Genomic DNA, 26,482 nt, shown 5'->3' on the forward strand with positions numbered 1-26,482 from the left:
AACAAAAAATAAAAATAAATGCTTATTATCAATTCTAAGCTACCCAATATATAAATTTAGGCAGGGGGATAAAGGACTTAAATACAAAGTAGATAACTTCCCTATATGCAAGTTTACATAATATGCCTTAATGCAACATATTTGTCCCTCGCTAAAAACAGATAAGCGTGCTTGCCGTTGCATCTTTAACCTCTACTGTTTTTAAAGTTCCAAAATCACTTTCTGTCCCTGGTAAAACTGCAACTTTAAAATCCCTTGTTTTTCCCGAAACGATATCCACACTTTTTTTGCTGTAATTCTCCACATATACTTCAACTTTTTTACCGATTTTAGCTTTATTTTTTTGCAAAGATATATTTCGCTGCAGATCTATCATTCGTTGCAAGCGGTTTAGACCTTCAGATTCGCTAACTTGATTTTTCATAGATGCTGCAGCAGTTCCTGGACGCGGACTGAACTTGTAACAAAAAACATCGTCAAAGCCAACTTGCTTCATAACATCTATAGTATCCTGAAAATCAGAATCCGTTTCATCTGGAAAACCGGTCATAATATCAGTAGTTATAGCTATGTTAGGTATAGCTTTATGCAATTTATGGATCAAATCTAAATAATACATAGCAGTATATTTTCTATTCATTGCCTTTAATATCTTATCGCTTCCGCTTTGTAAAGGTAAATGTATATGTTCGCATACATTAGCTGATGTTGACAGCACTTCTATGAGCTCATCGGATAAGTCCTTAGGATGAGAAGTAATGAACCTTAAACGATATATTTCATCAAGTTTGTTCAATTTTGTTAATAAGCCAGGAAACTTCATTTCATTATCATTGTAAGAATTGACATTTTGACCCAATAATGTAATATCTTTTCTACCTTGCTTACCTGCCAAAATTGTTTCCTCAACAATATCCTGCCAAGGACGACTTCGTTCGCGTCCTCTTACATAAGGAACAATACAGTAAGAACAAAAATTATTGCAACCGCGCATAATGGTAACAAACGCCGAATAAGCATTTTGGTATGTTGGCTGAATACCTTTATAGATTTGCTTTTCATCGAAATCCAGCCAATAGTTCTCTTTTATGCACTTTTCAATAATATCAGGCAGATTAGCATATTGATCCACACCCACCACAAAATCCATTGTTAAATAGTTATCTATCAATTCTTTACCAATGCGCTGCGCCATACAACCCACCACCCCAATTTTTAAGTTAGGATTGTCTTTTTTGCGAGATGATTCACTTCGGATTCTGCCTAACACTCTGTTTTCTGCATGGGCGCGAACACTGCATGTATTGAATAATAATAAATCTGCGTCTTCTATTTGGTTAGCTTCTTTATGGCCTGCTTCCGTTAAGATTGCAGCGATTAATTCACTATCTGCTACATTCATTTGACAGCCGTAGGTCTCTATATAAAATTTCATTTATTTTCCTTGTTGGCTTTTTTATCTGAATACCAGTTTGCATAGCCGACAGATATTCCAGAATTACATACAATAATTTCCTGGGTCTTAAATCTGTCCAGTAAAGAAATAGTAAAACTGATACTTAATTTTAGCACAGGCAGATAGCTTTCTTTCAGTAAATATGGCAGATAGTTTATTTCAGCATTAACATCAAGAAAGTGAGATAGTTGCTGCAATGCATCTTTACTAATTGTTTTACCTTCCAATTTATCTACTTCATTATAATTGCATTTATAGATAACCGCAGCCAGATAAACATAGGTAAGCCCAATTCCTATAAGTTTATATGATCCCTCATAAGGTAAGCTATCAAGCTGATTCTCAATGTATTTTTTAGCTTCCTTACTATCTTTGTAACGGTCATTTAGAAGTGTCAGTAAACCAAAAGGTAAACTATATCCCGGCTGTGTTTTGGTTTGGTTTAAGTTCACAAATTCTGTGGAAAAACCCCCAATGTCAATTGCCAGGGATGCCTCTTCCCCACTTTCATAATGTTTTGCGGCATAATAAACATAGCGGATTTCTTCTTGCGGAGAAATAATTTTGCACTTAATACCAAAATTGTTTGCGATCCAATCTGTCAATTTAGTTGCATTTGTAGCCTTACGCATTACGCCAGTGGCAAGAAGAACTTTTTCGGATGGTAGATAAGCATCCGTTTGTAACAAGGGAGTAATTATTTTTTGCACTCTTTGCAAGCACCTTATGCTAAATTGGTCGTTTTTAAAATTCTTGCCCAAAGAAGTGGTTAATTGCGTTTTATGAATTATCTGCCTATGTTGAATGTCATATAGTAGATAATTAAGATTATTGGAACCGAGATCAAACACGCTAATTAACTGATTACTTATCATTTGCGTATATTTTTGCAGAATTAAAGCGGAGACCTGCTGATTGGCATTTTGAAAAAGCTTAGAATGGGTTTTGCTTACTTGTATGTTGTTAAAAATATCCTTCCATTCCTGAGTTTCTTTTTGCAATGAATCTATCTGCAAGCAATTGGGATATTTTTTCAAACCAGCAATGAGGGCTTTTTCTTCCGGATAATTTTTACGGGGGCAATATATAATAAATTTGTTCATTTGCACCGCTTCTGCCAGTGTACTATAACCTGGTTTACAAAGTATTATATTAGCGTTATAGATTAAGTCCAAAAAATCGGCATTCATTGGAACATAAAAATGATTTTTTGCCTTCACACCTGTTTGGGAAGAAATTACTATACCCTTAAATGCCTTACAGAGTTCTTCGTAATTTAGTTTTAGTTTGCCTTCTCCGCCAAACATAATCAGTAAAATTGAGGTTGTTTTTTCCCAACCGTAAATTTGACGGATATCATTGTAGCGCTCTTTTTTACGGGCAAGCAACCCACAATGAATCACTTCTTTAAAAGCGGACATACTATCTTTAGTACTAAGAGGTAGTTGAAAACAGGCATCAAATCTTTGATACAAAGACCAAATTAGATTGAGCACAGGATTCAGAGAAGTTTCATATTCTGCTTTATCACAACAAGAAATCTGTTTTTTCGCGGCTGAATCGGTAGGCGGCAATACACTTAGAGATTTGTAAATATAATACCATTCAAAATTGGTAACCGCAAAAACCGGAATCTGACAATAAGCGGCAAAATCACTAACCAAATATGGAACATCGGCAATTATGCAGTCAATCTTTTCCCTGCGTAAAAATTCGATCTCTTGTTCCATAATTTCGTTTCGCTGCGAAAGCAAATCTAAAATAGACGAAACGGTCTTTTCTAAATCAACTTGTAAATCTTCCTTATGCTTAACGCCCACATCAATCGATCGCTGATGCAGAACATAGTAATGGGGATTTAAATTATTAAAAAGATAAGCTGGTTTAGCACTGATAATATGACAAAAGACACCATAATTAATTAATTCTTCGGCTAAAGCGCAAAGGCGGGTTGAATGACCAAAACCATGATTTGAAGCATAGAGGGCAAAGTGTAACATAAGCTTATCCTAATAAAGAATCAATTTATTTTGCTTGCCGTTTTCGTGTATTTCAATCATCACTTTATTGGGTAAACAAATGATGGGCATAGAACTTGTAAATCCCTGTTTTACACATCTTTGTCCAGGACAATCAGCATATTTCATTCTCACCTTGCCGTTCCTTATTTCTACGGTATTATGGGCGTCTATTTTAATTAATTTATTCTTGTCTAATGAATAAGAACCATAAAGGCGGTTATTTTTATAAATATAGACATAGGAATCGGTTTTGGCCTTTAAATAATAACGAGCGGAAAAAATAATTGCCAAGACGACGCATAAAATCAGTAAGAGATCAGATGGTTTTAAATCGTTTAAAATTGTATGCTTTGTCATTTATCTTCGATAAAACCTTGAAGAATGAACATTTCCTGCATACACATATTTTAGATATCTTGAGGCAATTTCGCAAGCATTTTCTACTTCTTCACTGGTTGTAGGCCTAACATTCATTTTGTAGCAAGGTCTGTAGGCAGAGATATGCAAAGGAATGTTCAGATCGACTGAAGCGATAAATTTAGCCAAATCGGTCAATTCTTCTTCACTATCATTATAGCCGGGGATAAGCAGATTTGTAAGCTCAATATGCACATCCATCTCTTTTGCTGTAATAATGTTAGCCAATATAACTTCAAGTTTTCCTCCGCATATATCTCTGTAAAACTTATCTCTGTAAGATTTTATATCTATATTAACTGCCTTGGTAACCTTCAATATATTTTGCCAGGGTTTCTTATTCAGATAGGCATTGGTAACTAAAACAACATCAATTTCAGGTGCTTGGGCAGCAAAATCCAAAATGTATTCATACCACATCAAAGGTTCAGTGTAAGTGAAAGCAACTTGTTTAATTGGCTGATCATTGATAACCGCAATCAATTCTTCAATAGACAGAAAGCGAGTGAAGCAATCCTGTTGACTTATTTCCCAATTTTGACAGAATTTACAGGTTAGATTGCAAGCATTGGGACCCAAGGAAACAATCATACTTCCGGGATGGAAATGATAGAGAGGTTTTTTTTCAATGGGATCAAGAGATAGGGCAATTGTTTTTCCGTAAGAAGTGGCAATCAATGCACCATTGATAACTTCTCTGCTGCGGCAAAATCCTTTCTGCCCTTCACTTAATAAACATTCTCGCGGGCAAAGCTGGCATTTAATTTTATCTCCTTCTTTAAGATAGAACATTGCTTCTCTCATTATAACTCCTTATGCCATTTTTCCAACGCATTAAGATAAATGTCTAAAGTGCTGGCATTTTCAGTCAAGACCTTTTTTGCCGCCTCACCCATTTTAGCGCGCAAGTCCTCATTTTGATACAATGTCACAAGGTCATTTTGCAAATCATTTTTATTGCTTATTAATATTCCCCCTGCTGCATTCAATTTTTTAACCGATTCATTACAAGAATTGTGATAATTTCCCATAACCACCGGTTTTTTATAATATGCTGGTTCCAAGGGATTATGCCCCCCGAAATCAAAAAATGAACCGCCCACGATAGCAATATCGCACAGACAATATGCTTGATCCAAAATTCCAAGGGTGTCTATAATTAATATTTCCTCTGCTAAAGTATTTTCTTTTTTCGTGCTAAAGCAGCTATATGAATAGCCATTTAAAAGTGCAATCACTTCTTCTACTCTTCTGGGATGCCTGAGAGCAATAATTATATGCAAATTGGGAATTTGCTCTTTTAGAAAAGGAAAGATGGATATAAACAGTTCTTCTTCACCTGGACGGGAAGAACCCCAACAAATAATAAAATCATCACTTTTATAACCCCATTCTTCTCTAAGCTTGTTAGGATCATAGTTTTTAAGAACTATAGAGAATTTTAGATTACCACTCTCTAAAACAGGTCTATTAAATAATTTCTCATAGCGTTTGGCATCTTCTTTACTTTGAGCATGGATTTCAGTGATGGGACTTTGCAAATACCTAAAAAGAAATTTTAGTAAACGATAACTTTGGAAAGTGCGTTTGGACATCCTGGCATTTAAAAATAAAACGGGAACTTTGTTTATTTTTGCCCAAAGAAGCATATTGGGCCAGATCTCCGTTTCCACAATACAGATTAAACCAGGATTTATTTTATCTAATTGCTTTTTTCTTAGATGAGGTAGATCGATAACTGAAAGAAATCCTGGGACTAAAGGACTAATTTGATTTGCTTCCGCACAACTGGTAACAGTGCTTGTAGTAATGCACAATTTAATTTCCGGATGTTTTTGCAAATGTTTGGTTACCAATGTTTTAATAGCGGTTAATTCACCCATTGAAGCACAATGAAACAAGATTCCTTTTTCCGTATTTATGCCGTTGGCTTTAATTGCCTCACTATAATGCCTTTGTTTCAGCAGTAAATAGAGGAAAGGATAAAAAAGGAAATATATCGTTTCAAGCAGGATATCAAAGAGAGAGAGTATAATTAACATATACAAACAGGGACAAAACTAAATTTGCCTTCCTCATAAATATGGCGGGAGCGACGAGACTCGAACTCGCGACCTTCTGCGTGACAGGCAGACGTTCTAACCAAACTGAACTACGCCCCCACCGCTTTCCAATTTGTAAAATTAAGGTTCAAACACAAAATATGGCATTTTCTGTCAAGATAAAAGTTTTGCCTATCCAAGCAGTTATGCTTTAAATATTTATCATTTATGGCAGTTAGAGAAAGCATTTTTCATTCCCATTCAATAGTGGCAGGTGGTTTGGAAGATAGATCATAAACAACTCTGCTAATGCCTTTCACTTCATTACAAATGCGAGAAGCGACTTTTTGCATAAATTCATAAGGTAAGTTAGTTACAGTAGCCGTCATACCATCACTGCTATTTACTGCTCTTAAAGCACAAACTTGATCATAACTTCTTTCATCCCCCATAACACCCACAGTTCTTATGGGCAGAAGAACGGCAAATGCTTGCCAGGTTTTGTTGTAAAGACCATTGTTTTGCAGCTCGCTGATAAATATTTCATCGGCTTGCTGTAACATTTTGATCTTATTTTCATCTATTTCTCCCAAAATTCGAACCGCTAAACCGGGACCTGGGAAAGGATGTCTTTGAACAATGGTTTCGGGTAAACCAAGCAAAGTTCCTACTTCTCGAACTTCATCTTTGAAAAGTTCTCTTAAGGGTTCAATCAATTTCAAATTCATTTTTTCCGGTAAGCCACCCACATTATGATGACTTTTTATGGTAGCTGAATGTCCTGCAAAAGAAGAACTTTCAATTACATCCGGATATAAAGTTCCCTGGGCAAGGAAAGAAACATTATCAAATTCACTGGCTACTTGGTCAAATACTTCCACAAAAGTTCTTCCGATTATTTTTCTTTTTTCTTCCGGCTCCGTGACACCTTGCAGTTTGTTTAAAAAGGTTTCGGCGGCGTCAACATAACGAATTTGCAAATCAGGGAAGGCAGAAAAGGTCTCTTTAACCCTTTCTGCTTCTTTAAAGCGCATCAAACCCGTATCTACAAAAATAGGCAATAATTGTTTTCCAATTGCTTTATATAGCAAAGCGGCGGTTACAGTGGAATCTACTCCTCCGCTTAAGCCCAGGATTACTTTTTTTGTGCCTACTTCATTTCTTATTTTTTTTATGCTTTCACTGATGAAAGTGCTGGCTGTCCAATCAGGAACTAATTTGGCTATTTTAAAGAGAAAATTTTTCAGCACTTGCATTCCGTTTTTTGTATGTTCAACTTCCGGATGAAACTGCAGAGCATAATAAGGCAATTCTTTATGCGCAATAACGGCATAAGGGCAATTTTCCGTTTTCGCTAAAGTCCTAAAACAAGCGGGTAATAAGGAAATTGCATCACTATGACTCATCCACACCTCTTCCCTATCTGCAAGATCTGAAAGTAATTCATTATGATCTATAATATGTAAAATTGCCGATCCATATTCTCTTTTTTCTGAATGAACAACCGTTCCGCCAAAATGATTAACGATCAATTGCATTCCATAACAGATACCCAAAATGGGTATTCCCAGCTGCCAGATAAGGGCATTCGGTTCGGGAAAGTTATTTTGATTGATGCTGAAAGGACTTCCGGATAGGATAATTGCTTTAGGAGAAAAGGATAGTATCCTATCAGCGCTAATGTCACAGCGTTGAATTTCACAATAAATATTCAGGGACCGAACTTTTCTGGCTATCAACTGAGTATATTGAGAACCGAAATCCAAGATTAAAACCTTATTCTGCATTTCTATACCTAATTAACAAAAGGGTTATTTTTCTTTTCCAAACCTATGGAAGTGGAAGGTCCGTGTCCCGGAAAAACCAGCACATCATCCTCCAAAACAAACAGTTTATTCTTGATGGAATCAATAATGGCAGTATGACTTCCACCAGGAAAATCGGTTCTGCCAATGCTTTGTTCAAATAAAGTATCTCCACTGATTAGATATTTTCCAGCCAGCAGACAAATACCACCTTTGGTATGCCCAGGCGTATGAATCACTTTTACCTTTTCTTTTCCCAAAAATAATTCATCTCCATCATTCAAAATAACTTGAGGGGAATCTATATCCAATTCAAAACCCATATAGGTACTAAAATTTTTATTATTATTGGTAAGCATTTCGGCATCCAAACTATGAATGGCAACGGGACAATTCAATGCTTTGGCAAAAAATGAATTTCCCCCAATATGATCAGCATGACCATGCGTATTGATAATCATTTTTACTTTCAGCTGAAGTTGTTTTATCCGTTTTAGAAAGGTCTCGTCTGGGTTGGAAGGATCAATTAAAAATGCTTCTAATCCATCACTTTCCCAAAGCAGATAAGTATTGGTTTGAAAACTTTCCAGTAAAACGCTACTTTCAATTTTTATCATTTTGTATCCTTCTTTAGGTATAGGAGATAAGATATTTATTTATTATCTCTCTATTGCCTTTTGTGGCTATTTCAGTCGTTTTGGCAACAATTTTTTTATCCTGGACCGTCCATACATTTATCGTTGCATTATTTTGCACTTTAGGATAATATAAAATAAAGATATCCAAAGCTAACTTTAATGTATCAGCATCCACATTGCCTGTAATAAAACCCGTGGGACCATTATATTCTTCTGCTTCCAACATAATTCCATTTTGAAAAATATTTTTCAGCCATTCATTTTCTGCGTCATCTCTTCCTATAATCAATTTAGCATCCTTATGTAAACGAAAATGACGACCCTTGGCAAGCAGTTCTATAGAATGCAAATCATCCTGACAATATTTTTGCAGATCTGCCAAGCGTAAACAATAATTACGGTCGGTTAATAAACATCCACCTGCGGGAGAAGGATAATTAACCACTCCCAATTGTTTCGCTAAATCCATTTGGGCATATCTACCTCTTCCGTGAATGGATAGCATATCTTTTTTATCTATCCAGCCCTCTCTTATCGGCAAAGTATCAGGGAGTAAATTTTGGCTTAAGGGCCTTATGATAAAATCTTTTATGCCACTTAGCTTGCTAACGCTATTCAGGGCATCGCGTCTTTGGCTTTTAGGTCTTTGCCCCAAAACTTCTCCACTAATTATATAGTCAGCATTTCGGGAGGGTAATAGTTCTGCCGCTTTTTTAAACATCAAACTATGACAATCGATGCAAGGATTCATCCTTTTCCCAAAACCATAAATTGGATTTTTTAATAACTCTATATGCTCTTCCGAAATATCATAAATTTCCAATTCTATGTTATTTTGCGAGGCAAAATCAAGGGCTCGTTCAGGAAAAAGATACGGAGCTTTAAAAAATATAGGATGAATTAAATATCCTCTATTTTGCATCCATTTTACGGCTAAGATACTATCCAGGCCTCCAGAAAAAAGGGCTATTGCTTTATGTGTTTTCATATTGCCTATGCCTGAAAAAAGCTCTTTTTTGTCAAGCAGGAAATATAGTTTGGCGGTCACTTCATAAGGTATGCACAACAAGAAATGTTTTATCTAATCTGCAATCTATTGAAAACATAAATCCTCGGTTAATGAGTGAACAATGAAAGCTAACTTTTTCAAAGCTAAAAACATCCTCCCTAAATCCTGCTCTGTCTCAATCGCCTAATTAGTTGTTACATAGAAGATTATCTTACACCTCTCTAACACTTCTCTTACACTGCTGTAATCTCGTTACTGAATTGTAAGAGAATTGTTAGATGCGCATAAGAGTTAATAGCAAGGAAATACTTGCGTGCCAAATATGGGACGGCATCAGCCCGTTTTGGGACTTCCTAACTTTAGCATAATTTTATGAATATTAACATAAAAGGCAAGTTAGCTGAATAAAATTGGTAAAATGGAATAAGCATTGCTTTCTAAAATAACGAATTAATATCAATGAATAAAGGTTGTAAAATGAAAAACAGCATTATTTTAGCTTTACTCTTACTTTTCACGCTGTCCTTAACTGCTGGTGTAACGATAAATTATACTTTATCTACACCCGAACTTAAAACAGATGGTATCTATACTAAAGTTAATTTGGAAAATGCTCAAACTTGGGGCAATCCCGGAAATCCAGATTTACCCTGGTATGGAATAAAGGTTTTATTGCCTGCTGGCTTTGAAGCAGAAAAAATTGTCGTTACCAGATCTAATCCTGTCAGATACACGCTTACCAATTTAATAGCTCCGGTTCAACGGCAATATCCTTTTTCTCATACAACGATTGAACCGCCAAATGAACCTAATGCTGATCTTTATACATCTGCTTTGCCTTATCCTGAAAATAGTGATAATGGCTTAATTACGGAATATTTAAGTGGACATCCGATTGCTTTTTCCGCCATTAGTCCCTTTGCATATTTCCCTCTGAAAAAGGAATTGGTTTTTTATCGCAACCTAAATGTGGACATTAGCTACGGCAGCAGTAGTAAAGCTATGGATGCAATGCGTTTTTTGAAGAATGATTCTTTTACCATAAATCGTTTACAGAAAATTGTTGATAACCCTGAAACAGTTACTATGAGCCCAACTCGTGAGATTGGAGTAGAATATTTAATAGTGGTGGATGCAAATAAAATATCTCAATGGACACCTCTGAAGGCACTTTATGAAGCAAGAGGAAGAAATGTGTTGATGAAGACGATGGCGGATATAGACGCAGAATATACTGGTGTTGATACTCAGGAAAAGTTGCGTAATTACATCATTTCGTTATTTGCAAGCAATCCTCTTCGCTATGTATTACTGGCTGGTGATACTGATATAATTCCTCATAGAGGTTTTTATATTTCTATGGATAGTGGTGGAGAAGGCACAGATGCAGACATTCCAGCCGATATGTATTATTCTTGTTTGGATGGAACTTGGAATGATGATGGAGATGGTTACTGGGGTGAAATGTATGAAGCGGATCTTGTTCCCGAACTGGCTATCGGGCGTTTCTGCTATAATGACGATACGGAAATAAGCAATTTTATCAATAAAGTTACCAATTATTTGAATAATCCCGTGGTTGGAGAAGTTAAATCAGCTTTATTCGTAGGTGAATGGCTTTGGGAAGGTCCTACCTGGGGCGGAGATTATATGGACGAAATGATTGGTGGAAGTAGCGCTAATAATTATACAACCGTTGGAGTTCCTACTACTTGGAATATAAGTACTTTGTATGATAGAACTTATGGATCCTCTGAATCTTGGGATGCCAATGATCTTAGACCCCTTTTAAATCAGGGACCTAACTTGGTTAATCACTTGGGACATTCCAATACTACTTATGTGATGCGAATGAATAATGGACAAGTTAGCGCTTCTACTATTACCAATAATGGTGTTAATCATAATTTTTCCACTTATTTTTCTCAGGGCTGTTATGCTGGAGCTTTTGATAATCGGGAGACATCCGTAGGAAATTATACCTCCGATTGCATCACGGAAAAATTAACTTCCATAGCTACGGGTCCTGTGGCTATGATTGCTCATTCTCGTTATGGTTGGGGTGAACAAGGTAGTACTAACGGTGCCTCTCAATATATTCATCGTCAATTTATCGATGCTATTTTCGGTGAAAATATCAATGAAGTTGGCTATGCTTTGGCAGATAGTAAAATTGATAATATACCTTTCATAAGTAATACTCCTGTAATGTATTGGGTAGATTATGAAACAAACCTTCTGGGAGATCCTGCTATGCTGATTTGGACAGATACGCCCCAAACGATTGTTGCCAATCTTCCGGAACATTTTATGGTAGGTGTTAATAATTATCAAATCCAAACCAATGCGCCTTATGCCGAATTTATAATTAAGAATGTGGGAAATGTTGTTTATAGAACTTATGCCGATGCAAGTGGTTTAATTCAGATAAATCTATTATCCTCTCTTGTTCCTGGCAACTATGACATATATTTCATTGCTCCCAATTTCTATCCTTATCATACTACAATTGATGCTACCGCTGCTCAAATGCCTTATATTGTCTGTAATAATTTCAGTTTTAACGATCAGGATGGTCTTTACGAAACAGGTGAAACAATTTCAATGAACATCTATATCAAAAATGTTGGCTTGCTTGATCTTACTTCAAATGGAACATTAACTCTCTTATGCAATTCAGCCAATATTCAAATATTATCTCCTGTCATTAATTTTAGTGGAATTTCTGCCGGTGATTCCATAGCTGTTAATGCCGCTTTTCAATTTAATGTAACGGGCAATTTCAACGATCAAACTAATGTGTCATTACAGCTAAGAGCCAATTATGGAACTTATACATCTTCTTCTATTACCAATATTGTTTTGAATGCTCCTGTTTTACAAATGGCATCCTATCAAATAAATAATGCAAGCTCGATAATTATGCCTGGTGATTCTCCTTCCATAAGTTTTAGCGTTGCCAATACAGGTAGTGGAAATGCCCATAATCCTATGTTACTTCTTTTCTGTTCATCCAGTGATATAATTCTAAACCAATACGAAGTAACTCTTGATCCTATCTATGCAAATACCACTCTTGATTATCAAAGTGCCATTACTTTCCAGATTCAGGACAGCGCACAAATTGATGAAAGCTATATGATAGATTATATTTTCAATGCGGAAAACGGAAATGTGGTTGAAGGAAACTTCTTAGTTCATCTTGGAGCACTAAGTTATGGTTTTGAATCTGATTATCAGGATTGGGAGACGATTGCTCTTAATAGCAGTTTTGTTAATCAGTGGCATAGATCTTCTTCCCGCAATCATACTCCCGCTGGAAATTATGCTATGAAATTTGGCGGTGAAGGTAATTCTACTTATTCTGGCAGTGCTTACGGTGCACTTATCAGTCCTGTGATGAATGTAAGTCCCAATTGCCAATTGAAATTTTATCACTGGATGAATGCGGAAATAAATTCTGATAATCAATCCTACGCATGGGACGGTGGGTTAGTGGAAATGAGCTTGAATGGTGGTGGTTGGACACAAATTACCCCTGTTGGTGGTTATCCTTATAGAATATATAATAATCCCGCTTCTCCTTTCCCTGTAAATACTTGGGTTTATTCTGGCGCTTATGATTGGACGGAAGCAACATTTGAACTTGGCAATGTAAATGGAACTGCTCAATTTATCTGGATTTTTGGCAGTGATGGATATGTGGGTGGAGAAGGATGGTATGTTGATGATGTGAGAGTCGTCGGTTTAGTCAATAATGCAGATCCAACCATTCCAACAGTTGATTGTGTGATACTGGGTAATAATTATCCAAATCCTTTTAACCCAGAGACCACAATTGAATTTACTCTGCCTGCTAAAATGCCTGTTTGCTTGGAAGTGTATAACATTAAAGGTCAATTAGTGAACCGTTTGTTAAATGAAGTCCAAACGGCAGGAACTCATAAAGTTGTTTTTAAAGGTTTAGACAGCAACCAACAAAGTATCGGAAGCGGAGTTTATTATTATCAGCTAAAAACACCTACCGGAACCATAATGCGGAAAATGCTTCTGCTGAAATAAAAATGATCAAACTCACTCCCCAAACTAAGGTTCTCGTTTTAACCGGTGCCGGAATAAGCGCAGAATCTGGAATTCGCACTTTTCGCGATAGTGATGGTTTATGGGAATATCATCGTGTGAAGGATGTTGCTACCCTTTAGAAAAACCAGATAACTTGCATTATATAGATGAATTTTATCAGGGGAAATCAGGAGAAATATTACCCGATTTGATCGAAAAGTGGACTGTCTGATATAAAAAAGACGCTTAGCAAAAGCATAGATACGGTTTTCTAAGGAAGTAAAAAGTTATTAGTGGAAATATCTATAATTTCAGCTCGATAGATATCTATGAACTTCTATCTTTCCGATGTTTGGCTTGCCGAAATTAGAGACCGCCTGACATTTTAATTGACTTTTATATAACAATTGTAAACTTGGAAATGAACCGGTTCTTTACTAAAAAGGAGATAAAATGCGCAAACTGATCGCTGTAATCTTAATGATCTTTATCCTCTTGGCAGGATGCAAAAGTGCGTTGCAGTCCAATAAAGTAAGAGTTACTTTCTGGCATGGTTTAAGCGGACCTTTGGGTGATACACTAAATAAGATGGTGCGTGAATTTAATAAGACCCATAAAGATGTGGAAGTAATTGCCAATCCCATAAGCAGCTATACCGCTCTTTCACAAAAACTTATGGCATCCATTCAAGCAAAAAAACAGCCCGATATTGCCCAGGTCTTTGAGTCCTGGACATCCAAATATATAGAAGCAGGTGTCCTTTGTAATTTTGAGGATTTGATGAAAGCGGATTCCACTTGGACGATGGAAAGTTTGAATGATATCTATCCCGTTTTCTTGAAGTCCAACACTTTTAATGATACTATCTATTCTTTTCCTTTCAATAAAAGCGTTCGTGCCTATTTTTATAATAAAGATGCCTTTTATAGAGCAGGTCTTGATCCCAATCATTTTCCCACCACTTGGGATGAATTTAGGGCTTATTGTCATAAACTTACCATTGATAATAATAACGATGGTAAACCAGAGACCTACGGCACTAATTTTAATGTAAACGAATGGCAATTTATCAATTTGCTCTATCAAGCAGGTGGAACTATTTTAGATGATAATGGAAAACCCCGACTAAATAGTCCTCAAGGTGTTGAGGCATTAAGTTATGTAACCGATTTGCTGAATAAAGATAAAACCGTTTACTTGGTACGCGAGTTTGAAGGTCAGAATGATTTTCTGGCTGGAATTGCTGCTATGTATGAAGGTAGCAGTGTTTCCATTACCCATATGCGTCAACAACCCATCAATTTTAATATTGGTTATGCACCTCTTCCTGTTTACAGAACAAGCAAAAGTGCAGTTAGCGGAACCAATATTGTTATTTTCAAAAGCGGTGATAAAAAAAGAGAACAAGGTGCTTGGGAATTTATCAAATGGTTTACCGATACAAATCAAACTGCCCGATGGAGTGCAGAGACCTGTTATATGCCAGTGCGAAAAAGTGCTATGCAATCTCCTGTTCTGCAGAATTTTTTAAAGGAATATCCGCAATTTCAAGGTATTTATAATCAGCTGGAAACAGCTATCTTTGAACCGCAAATTTCTGCCTGGTTTAAAGCTCGGTTGGAACTGAAAAATTATCTGGAAAAAGCCATGCGTGGGATTTCCACTCCCAAACAGGCATTAGATGAAATGAACGACAAGTTCCAATCTATCATTAATGAAGAACAATATGTTAAGAAATTATAACCAATTAATTTTGCTTGAGGAGAAAAATGCTGAACTGCGCTGAAGAATTAATCCTGCTTGCCATAGACGATGTAAGCAATTCTTTTCATAAGATTACCATCAATATCAATGTGGCTTTAATCGGAGCTTTGTTGATGGATTTGGCTTTGCAGAAAAGAATATGTGTAACTCCGGAAAATATCCGTATCCTATCAACGGAAAAAACAGATGATAAGTTTCTAAATGAGATATTGGAAATTTTGAACGATTTTGGAACAAACTGTGAGCCAGTAGCTTTATTTAGCCAACTGTATAATCAAAGGTGTAATTTAAAAACCAAACTTCTACAAGATTTGGAAGACAAAGGAATAATAAAAGTAAATGAAAGCAAAGTTCTCTGGCTGTTCAAACAACGCCACTATCCTGTCGTTGATCAAAAAGAAGAAGAGGAAGTCCTCTTTCGCCTTCGCAAAATTGTGTTAACGGATGTTGAACCAGAACCCAGAGACCTGGCGCTTATAGCTTTGCTAAAGATATGTGGTTTGCTAAATAAAATATTTACAGATGAAGAATTGCAACAGCGTAAAGAACGCTTTATACAATTAAAACAAATGGACGAAATCAGCCCGGCCGTAAATAAAATTATTGGAGAAATGCAGGTTCTAATTACTACTTCCTATACCACTTAAAAAGTATTTTTTTCAAGCAGACCAAAATAAGTTGTTTATTGTGCTTTGCCAAAAGGCATTTGGAGAAATTCCTTATGTTTTTTCTACTTTTGCGGAAAATGTGGTTCTGTTGGCAATTCGGAAGTTGCCATTTCGTTATTGTTTTTCTTGACTTCAAAACCCCCATCCAATTATTGGAATTCATCTAAAAAGCGGGCATAGCTCAGTTGGTAGAGCATTAGCTTCCCAAGCTGAGGGTCGCGGGTTCGAGTCCCGTTGCCCGCTCCATTTTTTTAAATAGCGTATTCTTTCTTTTATCCTTCCCTGTTTTCAAGAATATCATTGACGAAAACCCGCATACTTTTTGCGTTGATGTATAGGAATAATTATTATATATAAGGAGAACAAAATGAAAGAGACCGTAGTAGTATGTGCCAAACGCAGTCCTATTGGTAATTTTGGGGGTGTCTTAAAAGATATTTCCGCAGTTCAATTAGGAGTAAACACTTTAAAGAGTATGTTTTCTGAGACAGGTATCACACCTGATATCATCGATGAAGTTATCATAGGAAATGTTTGTGGAGCTGGTTTAGGACAAAATGTGGCAAGGCAAATTGCCATTCATAGTGGAATTTCAGAAACCGTTCCTGCTTATACTGTTAACAAAGTTTGTGGCTCTGGGATGAAGGCAGTTTCTTTGGCGGCTTTAATGATTAGTTCAGGCGAAGCGGATATTATAGTTGCCGGTGGAACTGAAAATATGAGCCAGATTCCTTATGCCCTGAAAGATGCTCGTTGGGGAGCCAGAATGGGAAATAAAGATCTGGTGGATTTAATGATTCGAGATGGACTTAGCGATATTTTCAACGATTATCATATGGGTATCACAGCAGAAAATTTAGCTGATAAATATGGTATCTCCAGAGAGGAACAGGATATTTTCGCTACTAAAAGTCAGAATAAAACAGAAGCAGCTCAAAAAGCCGATAGATTTAAAGAGGAAATTGTTCCTGTCATCATTCCTCAAAGAAAGGGAGATCCTATAATTGTAGATAAAGACGAAATGCCAAGAGCGGGTGTAACGGTAGAATCCATCGCCAAATTGCGTCCTGCTTTCAAAAACGATGGAACAGTTACAGCTGCAAATTCAAGTGGCATAAATGACAGCGCGGCATTCCTGATTTTAATGAGTGCCGAAAAAGCTAAAGAACTGGGTTTAGCACCTTTGGCTACATTTATAAACAGTGCTTCAGCAGGTGTTGATCCTTCTATTATGGGTTACGGACCTGTTCCTGCCATTAAAAAAGTGCTGGGAAAAGCAAATTGGAAATTAAGTGATATTGAACTGGTAGAACTGAATGAGGCATTTGCAGCACAGTCAATTGCTGTGTTAAAGGGTCTGGAATTGGAAGGAATCGGAAGAATTAGTCCTGATATCATAAATGTAAATGGTGGAGCCATAGCTCTTGGTCATCCGATTGGAGCAAGCGGAGCCAGAATTATCGTTACTTTGTTGCATGAAATGAAAAAAAGAAATGTGCACAAGGGACTTTCTGCTTTATGTATTGGTGGCGGAATGGGAATAGCTACTTTGTGGCAAATGTAGAAGTTATTTTTACACCGAGAACACCGAAAAAGTAGTAAATATTAATAAAATAGTAAGTTATTCAGAGCAGAGATAGTTCCTAAAGAAGACATTTAGGAATTAGATAGATAAAAATAGATATGTTTTAGAGTGAGAAACTCCTGCAGGAGAATTGTAATTATCCTCACGGGTTGCTCATTTAATCAATGATTTTAATAAAAAAAGGAGATAAAAAATGGCAGACAAGCTTAAGCTAAATAACAGTATGGCTCTTTTTGAAGAAGCCCTGCGTCTTGTTCCCGGAGGTGTTGCCGGTATAAGACGACCCTATAATTTTGTTCCGGGAGAATATCCAATTTTCTTTGATCACGGTAAAGGTGGCAGAGTAGTTGATGTGGATGGTAATGAATATATTGATTATTTATGTGCTTACGGACCCATAATTATTGGCTATCGGGAAGAAGAAATTGATAATGCCGTTATCGATCAGATTAAAAACAGGGGTTTTTGTTTTTCTTTAACCCAGTCAATGCAAAATAAACTGGTTAAAAAGCTGCAAGAATTAATTCCTTGCTGTGATATGGCTGCTTTTGTTAAAACCGGAAGTGATGCCACCACTATTGCCATTCGTGTAGCGCGCGCCAATGCAGGAAAAACAAAAATTGCCCGTTGTGGATATCATGGATGGCACGATTGGTGCGTAGAAGTTAAAGGTGGAGTTCCAGAAAAACTATATGAAGACATTTATGAATTTCATTACAACGATCTTGATTCTTTGGAAGCAATCCTGAAAGCTAATAAAAATGATATGGCAGGAATTATTGTAACTCCAGTTGGTCATCCAAACGGAGCGGAAGTTCAAATGCCAAAACCTGGTTATCTGGAAGCAGTACGCGAGCTGGCAAATCAATATCATTGTTTACTGATTTTTGATGAAATCAGAACCGGTTTTAGATGTAGTTTGGGAGGAGCGCAAAAATATTTTGGAGTTACCCCAGATCTTTCCACAATTGGCAAAGCAATGGCAAATGGATATGCCATAGCAGCTTTGGTTGGCAAAGAAGAATATATGCAGGTTATGGCTGATAAGGTATTTTTATCATCCACTTACTTTTCCAATAGTGATGGCATAGTTGCTGCCTTGAAAACCATAGAAATATTGGAAAGAGATCATATTTTGGATGAAGTAGCTAAAAAAGGTAAAAAGTTTGGAGAAGCAGTAGCCAAAGTAGTAGAGGAATCAAATGTGCCCGTTAATTTTACAGGTGCGCCTTGGATGCCTTATATAACCTTCAAAAAAGATGAGAAAGGTCTGTATAAAAAGCTCAGAACTGAATTTTATACACAGTTAATCAGACGCAAGGTCTTTTTGCAACCCTATCATCATGGTTATATTTGTTATCGACATACGGATGCAGATTTGGCATATACCGTCGGAGCAATTCAGGAATCCCTTGCCGAAGTGAAAAAGATGATCTAAGAGATAGAACTGAATGGCAAAATATATATTTGTTATGGGTGGCGTGCTTTCTTCCTTGGGAAAAGGCATTGCCACCGCTTCCACAGGCCTTTTACTAAAGTCAATGGGGTATAAAGTTGTTCTGCAAAAATTTGATCCTTATTTAAATGTTGACCCGGGGACAATGAGTCCTTTTCAGCATGGAGAGGTATTTGTAACCGACGACGGAGCGGAAACTGACCTTGATTTAGGCCATTATGAACGTTTTGTGGATGAAGCACTTACTCGCTACTCCAGCAATTCTGCGGGACAAATTTATGAAACCGTGATCGACAATGAACGCAAAGGTATTTATTTAGGAAAAACAGTTCAGGTTATTCCTCATATAACTAACGAAATTAAAAGCCGCATCCAACGCCAGGCAAAAAATTATGACATCATAATAACTGAAATTGGTGGAACCGTAGGTGACATTGAAAGTTTACCTTTTTTGGAAGCGGTTCGTCAGTTACGGCTGGATCTTGGCTATGAAAATACGCTGTTCATTCTCTTAACTTATGTCCCCTTCATTAAATCGGCGGGAGAACTAAAAACCAAACCAACTCAGCATAGTGCCTATAAGTTACGCGAAATAGGTATTCAACCGGACATTTTACTTTGCAGAAGTGAGAAATTGTTTGAAGAGGATATCTATAACAAAATTGCCTTGTTCACCAATGTGCCAAGAGAAAATGTAATTAATGCCATAGATGTTGATTGTGTGTATAAAATACCCTTAAACTTCTATAAAGCGCATTTAACGGAAATTATCTGTCGGCATTTTGGATTGGAGCAAAAACAAATCGTGATGAATGAATGGCTACAATTTTTGCATAATCGTGAAAATGCCCAAGAGAAAGTGACTATTGCCGTTTGTGGAAAATATGTTCAGCACCAAGATGCCTATAAAAGTATCGTAGAAGCTCTTTCTCATGCAGGAATATCCCTACAGAAAAAGGTGGAAATTCTTTGGATTGATAGTGAGCGTGTTTTTCAGGAAGAGGAAATTAGCAAACTTATTTCCGGAGTTCAAGGTATTTTAGTTCCCGGAGGTTTTGGCGTTAGAGGCATTGAAGGGAAAATTGCCTTTGCCAAATATGCCCGTGAACATAATATTCCCTATCTGGGTATTTGTTTGGGAATGCACATCGCCGTAATCGAATGTGCCCGCAATTTATGCCATTTACAAAACGCTAACAGCACTGAATTTGATGAATTAACTCCCGCACCCGTAATCCATCTAATGGAAGATCAACTCTATCTTGAAAAAATTGGTGGGTCTATGCGTTTGGGATCTTATAGCTGCAATTTAGTTAAAGGCAGCAAGGTCTATGAAGCATATCAGACAGACACCATCAATGAAAGACATAGGCATCGTTTTGAATTTAATAATGATTATCGGGATGTTATTCAACAGGCAGGGCTGAAAATAAGCGGTTTATCTCCGGATGAACTTTTAGTGGAAATTGTAGAATATCCAAATTTGGATTTCTTTGTGGGAGTGCAATTTCATCCTGAATTTAAGAGCAGACCGGTTAATCCACATCCTCTATTCAAACAATTTGTTAAAGCAGCCGCAAAGACAAATTTAGCATAAAGTGTTTAATATACAGGCAGAATCTTGATTTTGCCTGTATTTTGTTTTGCCCTTATCTTACGAGGAAATCAGTCACTAATGGCACTTAATGTAAAGATGCCTAATAACTGGTCAACAATTGCCACTTGTAGAGTTCTTTAGCCCATCACTCATTGCTTACTTTGCCATCTTATGTTGCAGTAACAATTCTGTAACGATTCAGTAACGAGATAACTGAATCGTTAGGGCAGTGTTACAGGATTGTAAGATAATCTTCCGTATATCTATCACTTAAGAAACAACTGCCGATATGGGCAAGAAGATGCAGGGCAACAACCAAATGACATCTTTATATATCTGTATGATAAATAATAGATTACAATCTTTTTATGGAGGGAAAAGGCCAAAATAGCGCCATTGTGGAATTATTTCTACAAAATGTGAGTAGCAAATTGCTCATTTTTATTTGACAGGAAAAGAACAATACTAAAAGGATAAAAAGGTAAGTAAAATTTGGGAGTTAGGAAAGACAGATCAGGTAGAATGAATATTGCTAATTCTATCAAGGTAGAGAGTTTAGATATAGTTTTAGTTCTATCCGTTTAATTTGGCAGAGATGGTATATTTTTGTTTTAATTACTTTAGATATAGGATGTTAATGCAGATGAAATTAAATGAGGTTACCAAAAGGCAATGAGTTTTACAAATGAAGAAAGTAAGTATGTTTTTAAGGTTCATCAGCTTAGGAAATGAAGGCAAATTAGTTCTTTTAAGATATGCCAGTATTAGGGGATAAATTGTATTTTATGAAGTGTAAGCGGTTTTATTATTTGATAGTTGGCTTGCTTATAGTCAGTATATATTTTTCTGGGTGCAAAAGCGAAGAACGAATACAAAAAAATATAACCTCTGAAGATACGGAGGCAAAAAATAAATCAGCTCCTTCATTTACTATTCGTTATCGTCCTGTCTGGACAGCCCAAACACAATTTGCCGGTATATATATGGCGCGCAAAATGGGTTTTTATCAAGATAAAGGTCTGAATGTAATAATTCAACCCGGTGGTCCTAATTATTCTGTATATGATTTATTGCAAAAGGGAGAGAGTGATATTGTCCAAATGTCATTATTGACTGCCGTAAAAAGAGATGCAGAAAACGGCAATTTGGTCAATCTGGCACAACTAATGCAGAAAACATCTTTGATGTTGGTAGGAAAGAAATCCCGGGGGATAAATTCCTTAGCTGATTTTAATGGAAAAAGGATAGGACTGTGGAAAACGGATGAACGGTTGCTGGCGTCCCTTTTTTTGCTAAATCACAATCTGAAAATGGATATAGTAGATTTGGATACCTCGATAAATCTCTTTTTAAAAGACGGCTTAGATGTTATAAATGTCATGCGGTATAATGAATATCACTTAATGCTACAAGCAGGAATTAACCCTCAAGATTTGTTTACCGTTTCTCTGGATGAAACGCAATTTAACCTTGCAGACAATGGATTATATACTACTCGCGCATTTTATGAAAAACATCCACAAGAATGTCGTAATTTTGCTGTAGCAACGATTAACGGCTGGTTATATGCTTTTAGTCACCAAGAAGAGACCATAAACACAGTTTTAGAAATAATGAATGAAAATCATTTACCTGCCAATAAGCCCCATCAGCTATGGATGTTAAAAGAATTGAGCAATGATTTTCTTGCGCCCAAAGACAAAATTGGCGTTCTGCAAGAAAGTGATTTTGAAAAAGCCAAAAAAATACTGATCGAGCAAAATATGCCGACCACAAATCAGACCTACAAGAGTTTTTACCCTAATGGAAAATAAACGCGAACAACCCGGTCTTGCTTATCAGATAATCGTTTTTATCTTTTTCTTCCTGATTATCATATTTTCCGTATATATTGGCATAACCAGGTTTCTTTTTTCAGAAATTATGATGGAAAATTCGCGAGAATCAATTAGCCATCTGGCACATGAAACAGTTTCTGAAATAGAAAGTCGCTTTACAAAAGTTGTAGATATCTCTCACATAATCATATCCTTATATCATGCTGATTACTTTGACAGGAAAAAATTGGATACTTTTCTGTATGATTTGATTTATGAATTCAATACTTTGGAATCAGTTACAATTGCTTATGCTCCTGAATATTATTTAAATGGCAATTCTCGAACTATATATCAAAATCGAAATCAACCGGGATTTAAAGAGTTGAAATTGGAAGATTATCAATATTTGGATTGGTTTCAAATTCCTTATGAACTGAAAAGCAAATATTGGACTGAGCCCTGGTATGATGCTAATTCTACAAAGCAAATTGTTATATCTTATTGCGTTCCTCTTTTTGCACAAGGAAAATGTGTTGGTATAATGCGGATGGATACAAAACTTTCAGATTTGCAAAGAATCGTCTCTCCTCTAAAATTAGAAAGAAGTGGTTATGCCTTTCTTATTTCCAGCGTCGGCACAATTATCACTCATCCTGCTGATTCATTGACATTTAATGAAAGTATTTTCAGTTTGGCGGAAGCAGCCAATGATAGCCAATTAAGACAAATCGGTGAAAATATGATAAAAGGTGAGACGGATTTCGTTCATTTACAGGGTGATAATATTTTGGGCGATTCCTGGCTTTATTATACGCCCTTATTAACAAATAATTGGTCTTTGGGCATAGTGATAGCACACAAAGATGTGGTTAAAGACCTTAATCTATTGCTGATTATCCAAACGCTATTTTCGTTAGTTATTTTTATTACAATTTCCTTAGTCGTTTACTACCGAACTTTTAATGTTTCCAAACCAATTCGTTACTTTGCCGATATTGCTTCCAAAATTGGACAGGGAGATTTTGATGCTCAGCTTCCTCTTAGCGGAAATAGCTATGAAATAGATCACTTGATTCAGTCCTTTTCCGCGATGCAAGAATCCCTGAAAGTATATATCAAAAATCTGGAGATTACCATTGAGGAAAAAAATCGTATTTTAGCGGAAGTTCAGATAGCTTCTAAAATTCAGCAAAAATTGATTCCTGAAAATACAGAGCATCCTTATGACATTAAAGCAATTAGCTGTTATGGAATTTTGGAACCTGCCGGTGTTATTGGAGGTGATTTATATGATTTCTTTCCGGTGGATGAATCCCAATTCTTGTTTGTAATCGCTGATGTGGCTGGTAAAGGTATTGTAGCTGCAATGACAATGACTATGGTATCCACTTATCTGAGGACAATATCCACTTATCATTACACTGCCAGTGAAATATTACAAAATTTGAATAACTTTTTATGCAAACAATCGTCTGTTTCCAATTTTGTAACGGCACTTTTGGGAATTATTGATTTGGAAAAAGGAGAACTGGAATTTTCTAATGCGGGACATACTCCTTTGATTATCAAAAAGAAGGGTAATCGCTATAAAATATATTCTGAAACACATTCTACCCCCTTGGGCGTGTTTGAAAATATGCAAATTGGCTCTTCCAATTTGATGTTAGATAAAGGTGATGAACTGATTCTGTTTACGGATGGCATTACGGAAACTATGGATGAAGCAGAGGACTTCTTGGGTATTAAAGGCGTAGTAAAAATAATCAGAGAACTATCAACCGACAGTCCTGAACAAACTGCTACGCAAATTATCCAAAAAGTTCATAACTTCGCTAAAAATGCTGCCGTCAGAGATGATATAACCATTCTGGTAATTGATTATTGGCGTGCTTGAAAAATGTTATCGATTTTGTATTATTTAGTTATTCTGCCCCTGCTTCTAAAATCATTTTTACTGCCAAAGCGACTGGTATATTTCCATTGGCGACTTCATCTTTCAGCTGAGTAACTAAACTTTTTACTTTTTCTTTACGATAGAAATTATGCAGAACTGATTCATCTATTAGATTGTGAAACCATTCAATATTTTGTTCTCTTCTGCGTTTAGCAAAATATCCATTTTTTTGAGTAAGTTCTTGGAAAGCAGAGATATTTTCCCAGATACTCGCTAAACCGGTTTTATTTATGGCAGAACAAGCAAGAACTTTAGTTTGCCAATCTTGGGTGGCGTTTCGGATATAATGTAATACATTCTGAAGTTCCTGTTTGGCAAGTTCCGTTCTTGGTATATTATCTCCATCTGCTTTGTTAAATACAATAAGATCTGCAAGTTCTATAATTCCTCTCTTAATGCCCTGAAGTTCATCTCCCGCTCCTGCAATTTGCATAAGTAGGAAAAAATCTACCATTGAACGAACCGTGATTTCCGATTGTCCAACTCCTACGGTCTCGATTAAAATTATGTCATAACCAGCTGCTTCACAAAGAATTATCGTTTCTCTTGTCTTTCTTGCCACCCCTCCCAAAATGCCTGCACTGGGAGAAGGACGAATAAAACTGCTAATATTTTGAGATAATATTTCCATTCTGGTTTTATCACCTAAAATACTTCCTTTGCTGAGAGTGGAGCTGGGATCAATAGCTAAAACGGCAACTTTGTGACCTTTCTCAATTAAATATAAGCCAAAATTTTCTATAAAGGTGCTCTTTCCTACGCCCGGAATTCCTGTTATGCCAATCCGAATGGACTTTCCAGAAAAAGGCAGAAGTTCTTTGATTAACTCCTGCCCCATTTCAAAATGTTTTTCGGCATTACTCTCGATTAAAGTAATTGCTTTGGCAAGTAATGTTCTATCGGATTTTAAAACTCCGTTAACCAGCGCATCCAGATTATAGTGTTTCTCTTTAACTAAATGAGCAATAGGAGGATGAACTGTCTTTTTTCCTTCTATGATACTGCTGGTAAATTCTTTACCACTATTGGCAGGAGTCCATTCTGGTTTGCGTTTGTTATTCATTCAAATGCGCTAAAAGCTTCTCCATAATCTTTTTAGCGGATTCAGGCAATTTTGTTCCTGGACCAAATATAAAGGAAGCACCGTTTTGATATAGAAATTCGTAATCCTGAGGAGGAATAACTCCACCCACAGTTACCATTATATCTTCCCTGCCATATTTTTTCAATTCTTCCATAAGTTTGGGCAAAAGGGTCTTATGCCCTCCAGCTAAAGAACTCATACCAATTATATGAACATCATTTTCCACTGCTTGACGGGCTGTTTCTTCCGGGGTTTGAAATAATGGACCCATATCCACATCAAAACCCATATCCGCATAGGCAGTAGCAACAACTTTGGCTCCTCGATCATGTCCATCCTGACCCATTTTGGCAACTAAAATTCTGGGTCTGCGACCTTCCCTTTCGGCAAATTGATCGGTTAAAACTCGGACTTGTTCAATTTCATCCATTTTTACATACTCACTGCTGTAAACATTATTTATTAAACGAACGGCTTCTTGGTGACGACCGAAAACCTTTTCCATAGCATACGAAATTTCACCCAAAGAAGCTCTTTTCCTGGCTGCGTCAATTGCCAGTTCCAATAAATTTCCTACTCCTGTTTCAGCACATTTGGTAATTGCTTCCAAAGCATTTTCAACATCGGTTTGATTACGATTTTTGCGTAAACTATTCAGTCGTTCAATTTGAGTAGCTCTCACGGCAGAATTATCAACTTCCAAAATTTCGATGGGAATTTCTGTTTCGGGTGGATATTTATTAACCCCTACTATAATATCTGCTCCAGAATCAATTTTGGCTTGCCTTCTGGCTGCCGCTTCTTCGATACGCATTTTAGGAAGTCCCGTTTCTATCGCTTTTGCCATTCCACCCAAATTTTCTACTTCTACAATATGATTCCAAGAGCTTTTCATCAACGCATCCGTTAAATATTCCACATAGTAAGAGCCAGCCCATGGATCTATCACTCTACATATACCAGTTTCATTTTGCAAATAAAGCTGTGTATTTCTGGCTATTCTGGCTGAGAAATCGGTTGGAAGAGCAATTGCCTCATCTAAAGAATTGGTATGCAAAGATTGAGTGTGACCCATTGTTGCGGCTAATGCTTCAATGCAAGTTC

General features: G+C 36.6%; 18 protein-coding genes, 2 tRNA genes and 1 pseudogene. 10 read left to right on the forward strand and 11 right to left on the reverse strand.

Going from position 1 to position 26,482, the window contains the following annotated elements; all coding sequences use genetic code 11:
• Positions 1 to 151 precede the first annotated feature (151 nt).
• From miaB to ABFC98_07070, 9 genes are all read right to left on the reverse strand, one after another.
• Positions 152 to 1,435 carry a tRNA (N6-isopentenyl adenosine(37)-C2)-methylthiotransferase MiaB gene (miaB, locus tag ABFC98_07030; protein ID MEN6445782.1) on the reverse strand — a complete coding sequence of 428 codons (1,284 nt, stop codon included), beginning with the start codon at positions 1,433 to 1,435 and terminating at the stop codon, positions 152 to 154.
• On the reverse strand, positions 1,432 to 3,456 hold the full coding sequence (locus tag ABFC98_07035) for a hypothetical protein (GenBank protein ID MEN6445783.1): 2,025 nt from the start codon (positions 3,454 to 3,456) through the stop codon (positions 1,432 to 1,434). Before ABFC98_07035 ends, miaB begins: the two co-directional genes overlap by 4 nt.
• 9 nt (positions 3,457 to 3,465) lie before the next feature.
• Positions 3,466 to 3,834 (reverse strand): NusG domain II-containing protein, encoded by a 369-nt coding sequence (locus ABFC98_07040; protein ID MEN6445784.1) that lies wholly within the window; start codon positions 3,832 to 3,834, stop codon positions 3,466 to 3,468.
• Positions 3,835 to 4,698, reverse strand: a complete 864-nt coding sequence (amrS, locus tag ABFC98_07045) for an AmmeMemoRadiSam system radical SAM enzyme (GenBank protein ID MEN6445785.1) — start codon at positions 4,696 to 4,698, stop codon at positions 3,835 to 3,837.
• Positions 4,698 to 5,936: a glycosyltransferase N-terminal domain-containing protein gene (locus ABFC98_07050; GenBank protein ID MEN6445786.1), complete on the reverse strand. Its 1,239-nt coding sequence runs from the start codon at positions 5,934 to 5,936 to the stop codon at positions 4,698 to 4,700. The genes amrS and ABFC98_07050 overlap by 1 nt, the downstream gene beginning before the upstream one ends.
• A 42-nt stretch (positions 5,937 to 5,978) precedes the next feature.
• Positions 5,979 to 6,056: transfer RNA gene (locus ABFC98_07055), tRNA-Asp, on the reverse strand.
• Between the two features lie 131 nt (positions 6,057 to 6,187).
• Positions 6,188 to 7,723, reverse strand: a complete 1,536-nt coding sequence (guaA, locus tag ABFC98_07060; protein ID MEN6445787.1) for a glutamine-hydrolyzing GMP synthase — start codon at positions 7,721 to 7,723, stop codon at positions 6,188 to 6,190.
• A gap of 8 nt (positions 7,724 to 7,731) precedes the next feature.
• Positions 7,732 to 8,358, reverse strand: a complete 627-nt coding sequence (locus tag ABFC98_07065; GenBank protein ID MEN6445788.1) for an MBL fold metallo-hydrolase — start codon at positions 8,356 to 8,358, stop codon at positions 7,732 to 7,734.
• Positions 8,359 to 8,371: 13 nt separating this feature from the next.
• A complete protein-coding gene (locus tag ABFC98_07070; protein ID MEN6445789.1) occupies positions 8,372 to 9,427 on the reverse strand; it encodes a tRNA (5-methylaminomethyl-2-thiouridylate)-methyltransferase in 1,056 nt (351 codons plus the stop codon).
• 438 nt (positions 9,428 to 9,865) lie between these two features.
• On the opposite strand from ABFC98_07070, the gene ABFC98_07075 reads away from it, so the two are divergent.
• From ABFC98_07075 to ABFC98_07120, 10 genes and pseudogenes are all read left to right on the forward strand, one after another.
• A complete protein-coding gene (locus ABFC98_07075) occupies positions 9,866 to 13,450 on the forward strand; it encodes a C25 family cysteine peptidase (protein MEN6445790.1) in 3,585 nt (1,194 codons plus the stop codon).
• Positions 13,450 to 13,584 (forward strand): annotated as a pseudogene (locus ABFC98_07080) (Sir2 family NAD-dependent protein deacetylase). Before ABFC98_07075 ends, ABFC98_07080 begins: the two are co-directional and overlap by 1 nt.
• A 319-nt stretch (positions 13,585 to 13,903) precedes the next feature.
• Entirely contained in the window at positions 13,904 to 15,193 is a 1,290-nt protein-coding gene (locus tag ABFC98_07085) for an ABC transporter substrate-binding protein (protein ID MEN6445791.1), read from the forward strand.
• Positions 15,194 to 15,219: 26 nt separating this feature from the next.
• Positions 15,220 to 15,861 carry a GPP34 family phosphoprotein gene (locus ABFC98_07090; GenBank protein MEN6445792.1) on the forward strand — a complete coding sequence of 214 codons (642 nt, stop codon included), beginning with the start codon at positions 15,220 to 15,222 and terminating at the stop codon, positions 15,859 to 15,861.
• 191 nt (positions 15,862 to 16,052) lie between these two features.
• Positions 16,053 to 16,128, forward strand: a tRNA-Gly gene (locus ABFC98_07095).
• Between the two features lie 121 nt (positions 16,129 to 16,249).
• Positions 16,250 to 17,446, forward strand: coding sequence for an acetyl-CoA C-acetyltransferase (locus ABFC98_07100; GenBank protein MEN6445793.1), 1,197 nt, complete (start codon positions 16,250 to 16,252; stop codon positions 17,444 to 17,446).
• Positions 17,447 to 17,660: 214 nt separating this feature from the next.
• Positions 17,661 to 18,905, forward strand: coding sequence for an aminotransferase class III-fold pyridoxal phosphate-dependent enzyme (locus ABFC98_07105; protein MEN6445794.1), 1,245 nt, complete (start codon positions 17,661 to 17,663; stop codon positions 18,903 to 18,905).
• 13 nt (positions 18,906 to 18,918) lie between these two features.
• Positions 18,919 to 20,520 carry a CTP synthase gene (locus ABFC98_07110; GenBank protein ID MEN6445795.1) on the forward strand — a complete coding sequence of 534 codons (1,602 nt, stop codon included), beginning with the start codon at positions 18,919 to 18,921 and terminating at the stop codon, positions 20,518 to 20,520.
• Positions 20,521 to 21,275: 755 nt separating this feature from the next.
• Positions 21,276 to 22,334 carry an ABC transporter substrate-binding protein gene (locus tag ABFC98_07115; protein ID MEN6445796.1) on the forward strand — a complete coding sequence of 353 codons (1,059 nt, stop codon included), beginning with the start codon at positions 21,276 to 21,278 and terminating at the stop codon, positions 22,332 to 22,334.
• Complete coding sequence (locus ABFC98_07120; GenBank protein ID MEN6445797.1) at positions 22,324 to 24,234, forward strand: SpoIIE family protein phosphatase; 1,911 nt, start codon at positions 22,324 to 22,326, stop codon at positions 24,232 to 24,234. The genes ABFC98_07115 and ABFC98_07120 overlap by 11 nt, the downstream gene beginning before the upstream one ends.
• 28 nt (positions 24,235 to 24,262) lie before the next feature.
• Here ABFC98_07120 and meaB read toward each other — a convergent pair whose 3' ends face one another.
• Together meaB and ABFC98_07130 are read right to left on the reverse strand one after the other, a co-directional pair.
• Positions 24,263 to 25,357 carry a methylmalonyl Co-A mutase-associated GTPase MeaB gene (gene meaB, locus ABFC98_07125; GenBank protein ID MEN6445798.1) on the reverse strand — a complete coding sequence of 365 codons (1,095 nt, stop codon included), beginning with the start codon at positions 25,355 to 25,357 and terminating at the stop codon, positions 24,263 to 24,265.
• Positions 25,350 to 26,482 (reverse strand): methylmalonyl-CoA mutase family protein (locus tag ABFC98_07130; GenBank protein ID MEN6445799.1); only part of this gene is annotated, 1,133 nt, incomplete at its 5' end. The genes ABFC98_07130 and meaB, both read right to left, overlap by 8 nt.

The sequence above is a fragment of the Candidatus Cloacimonas sp. genome, assembly GCA_039680785.1.
GTDB lineage: Bacteria > Cloacimonadota > Cloacimonadia > Cloacimonadales > Cloacimonadaceae > Cloacimonas.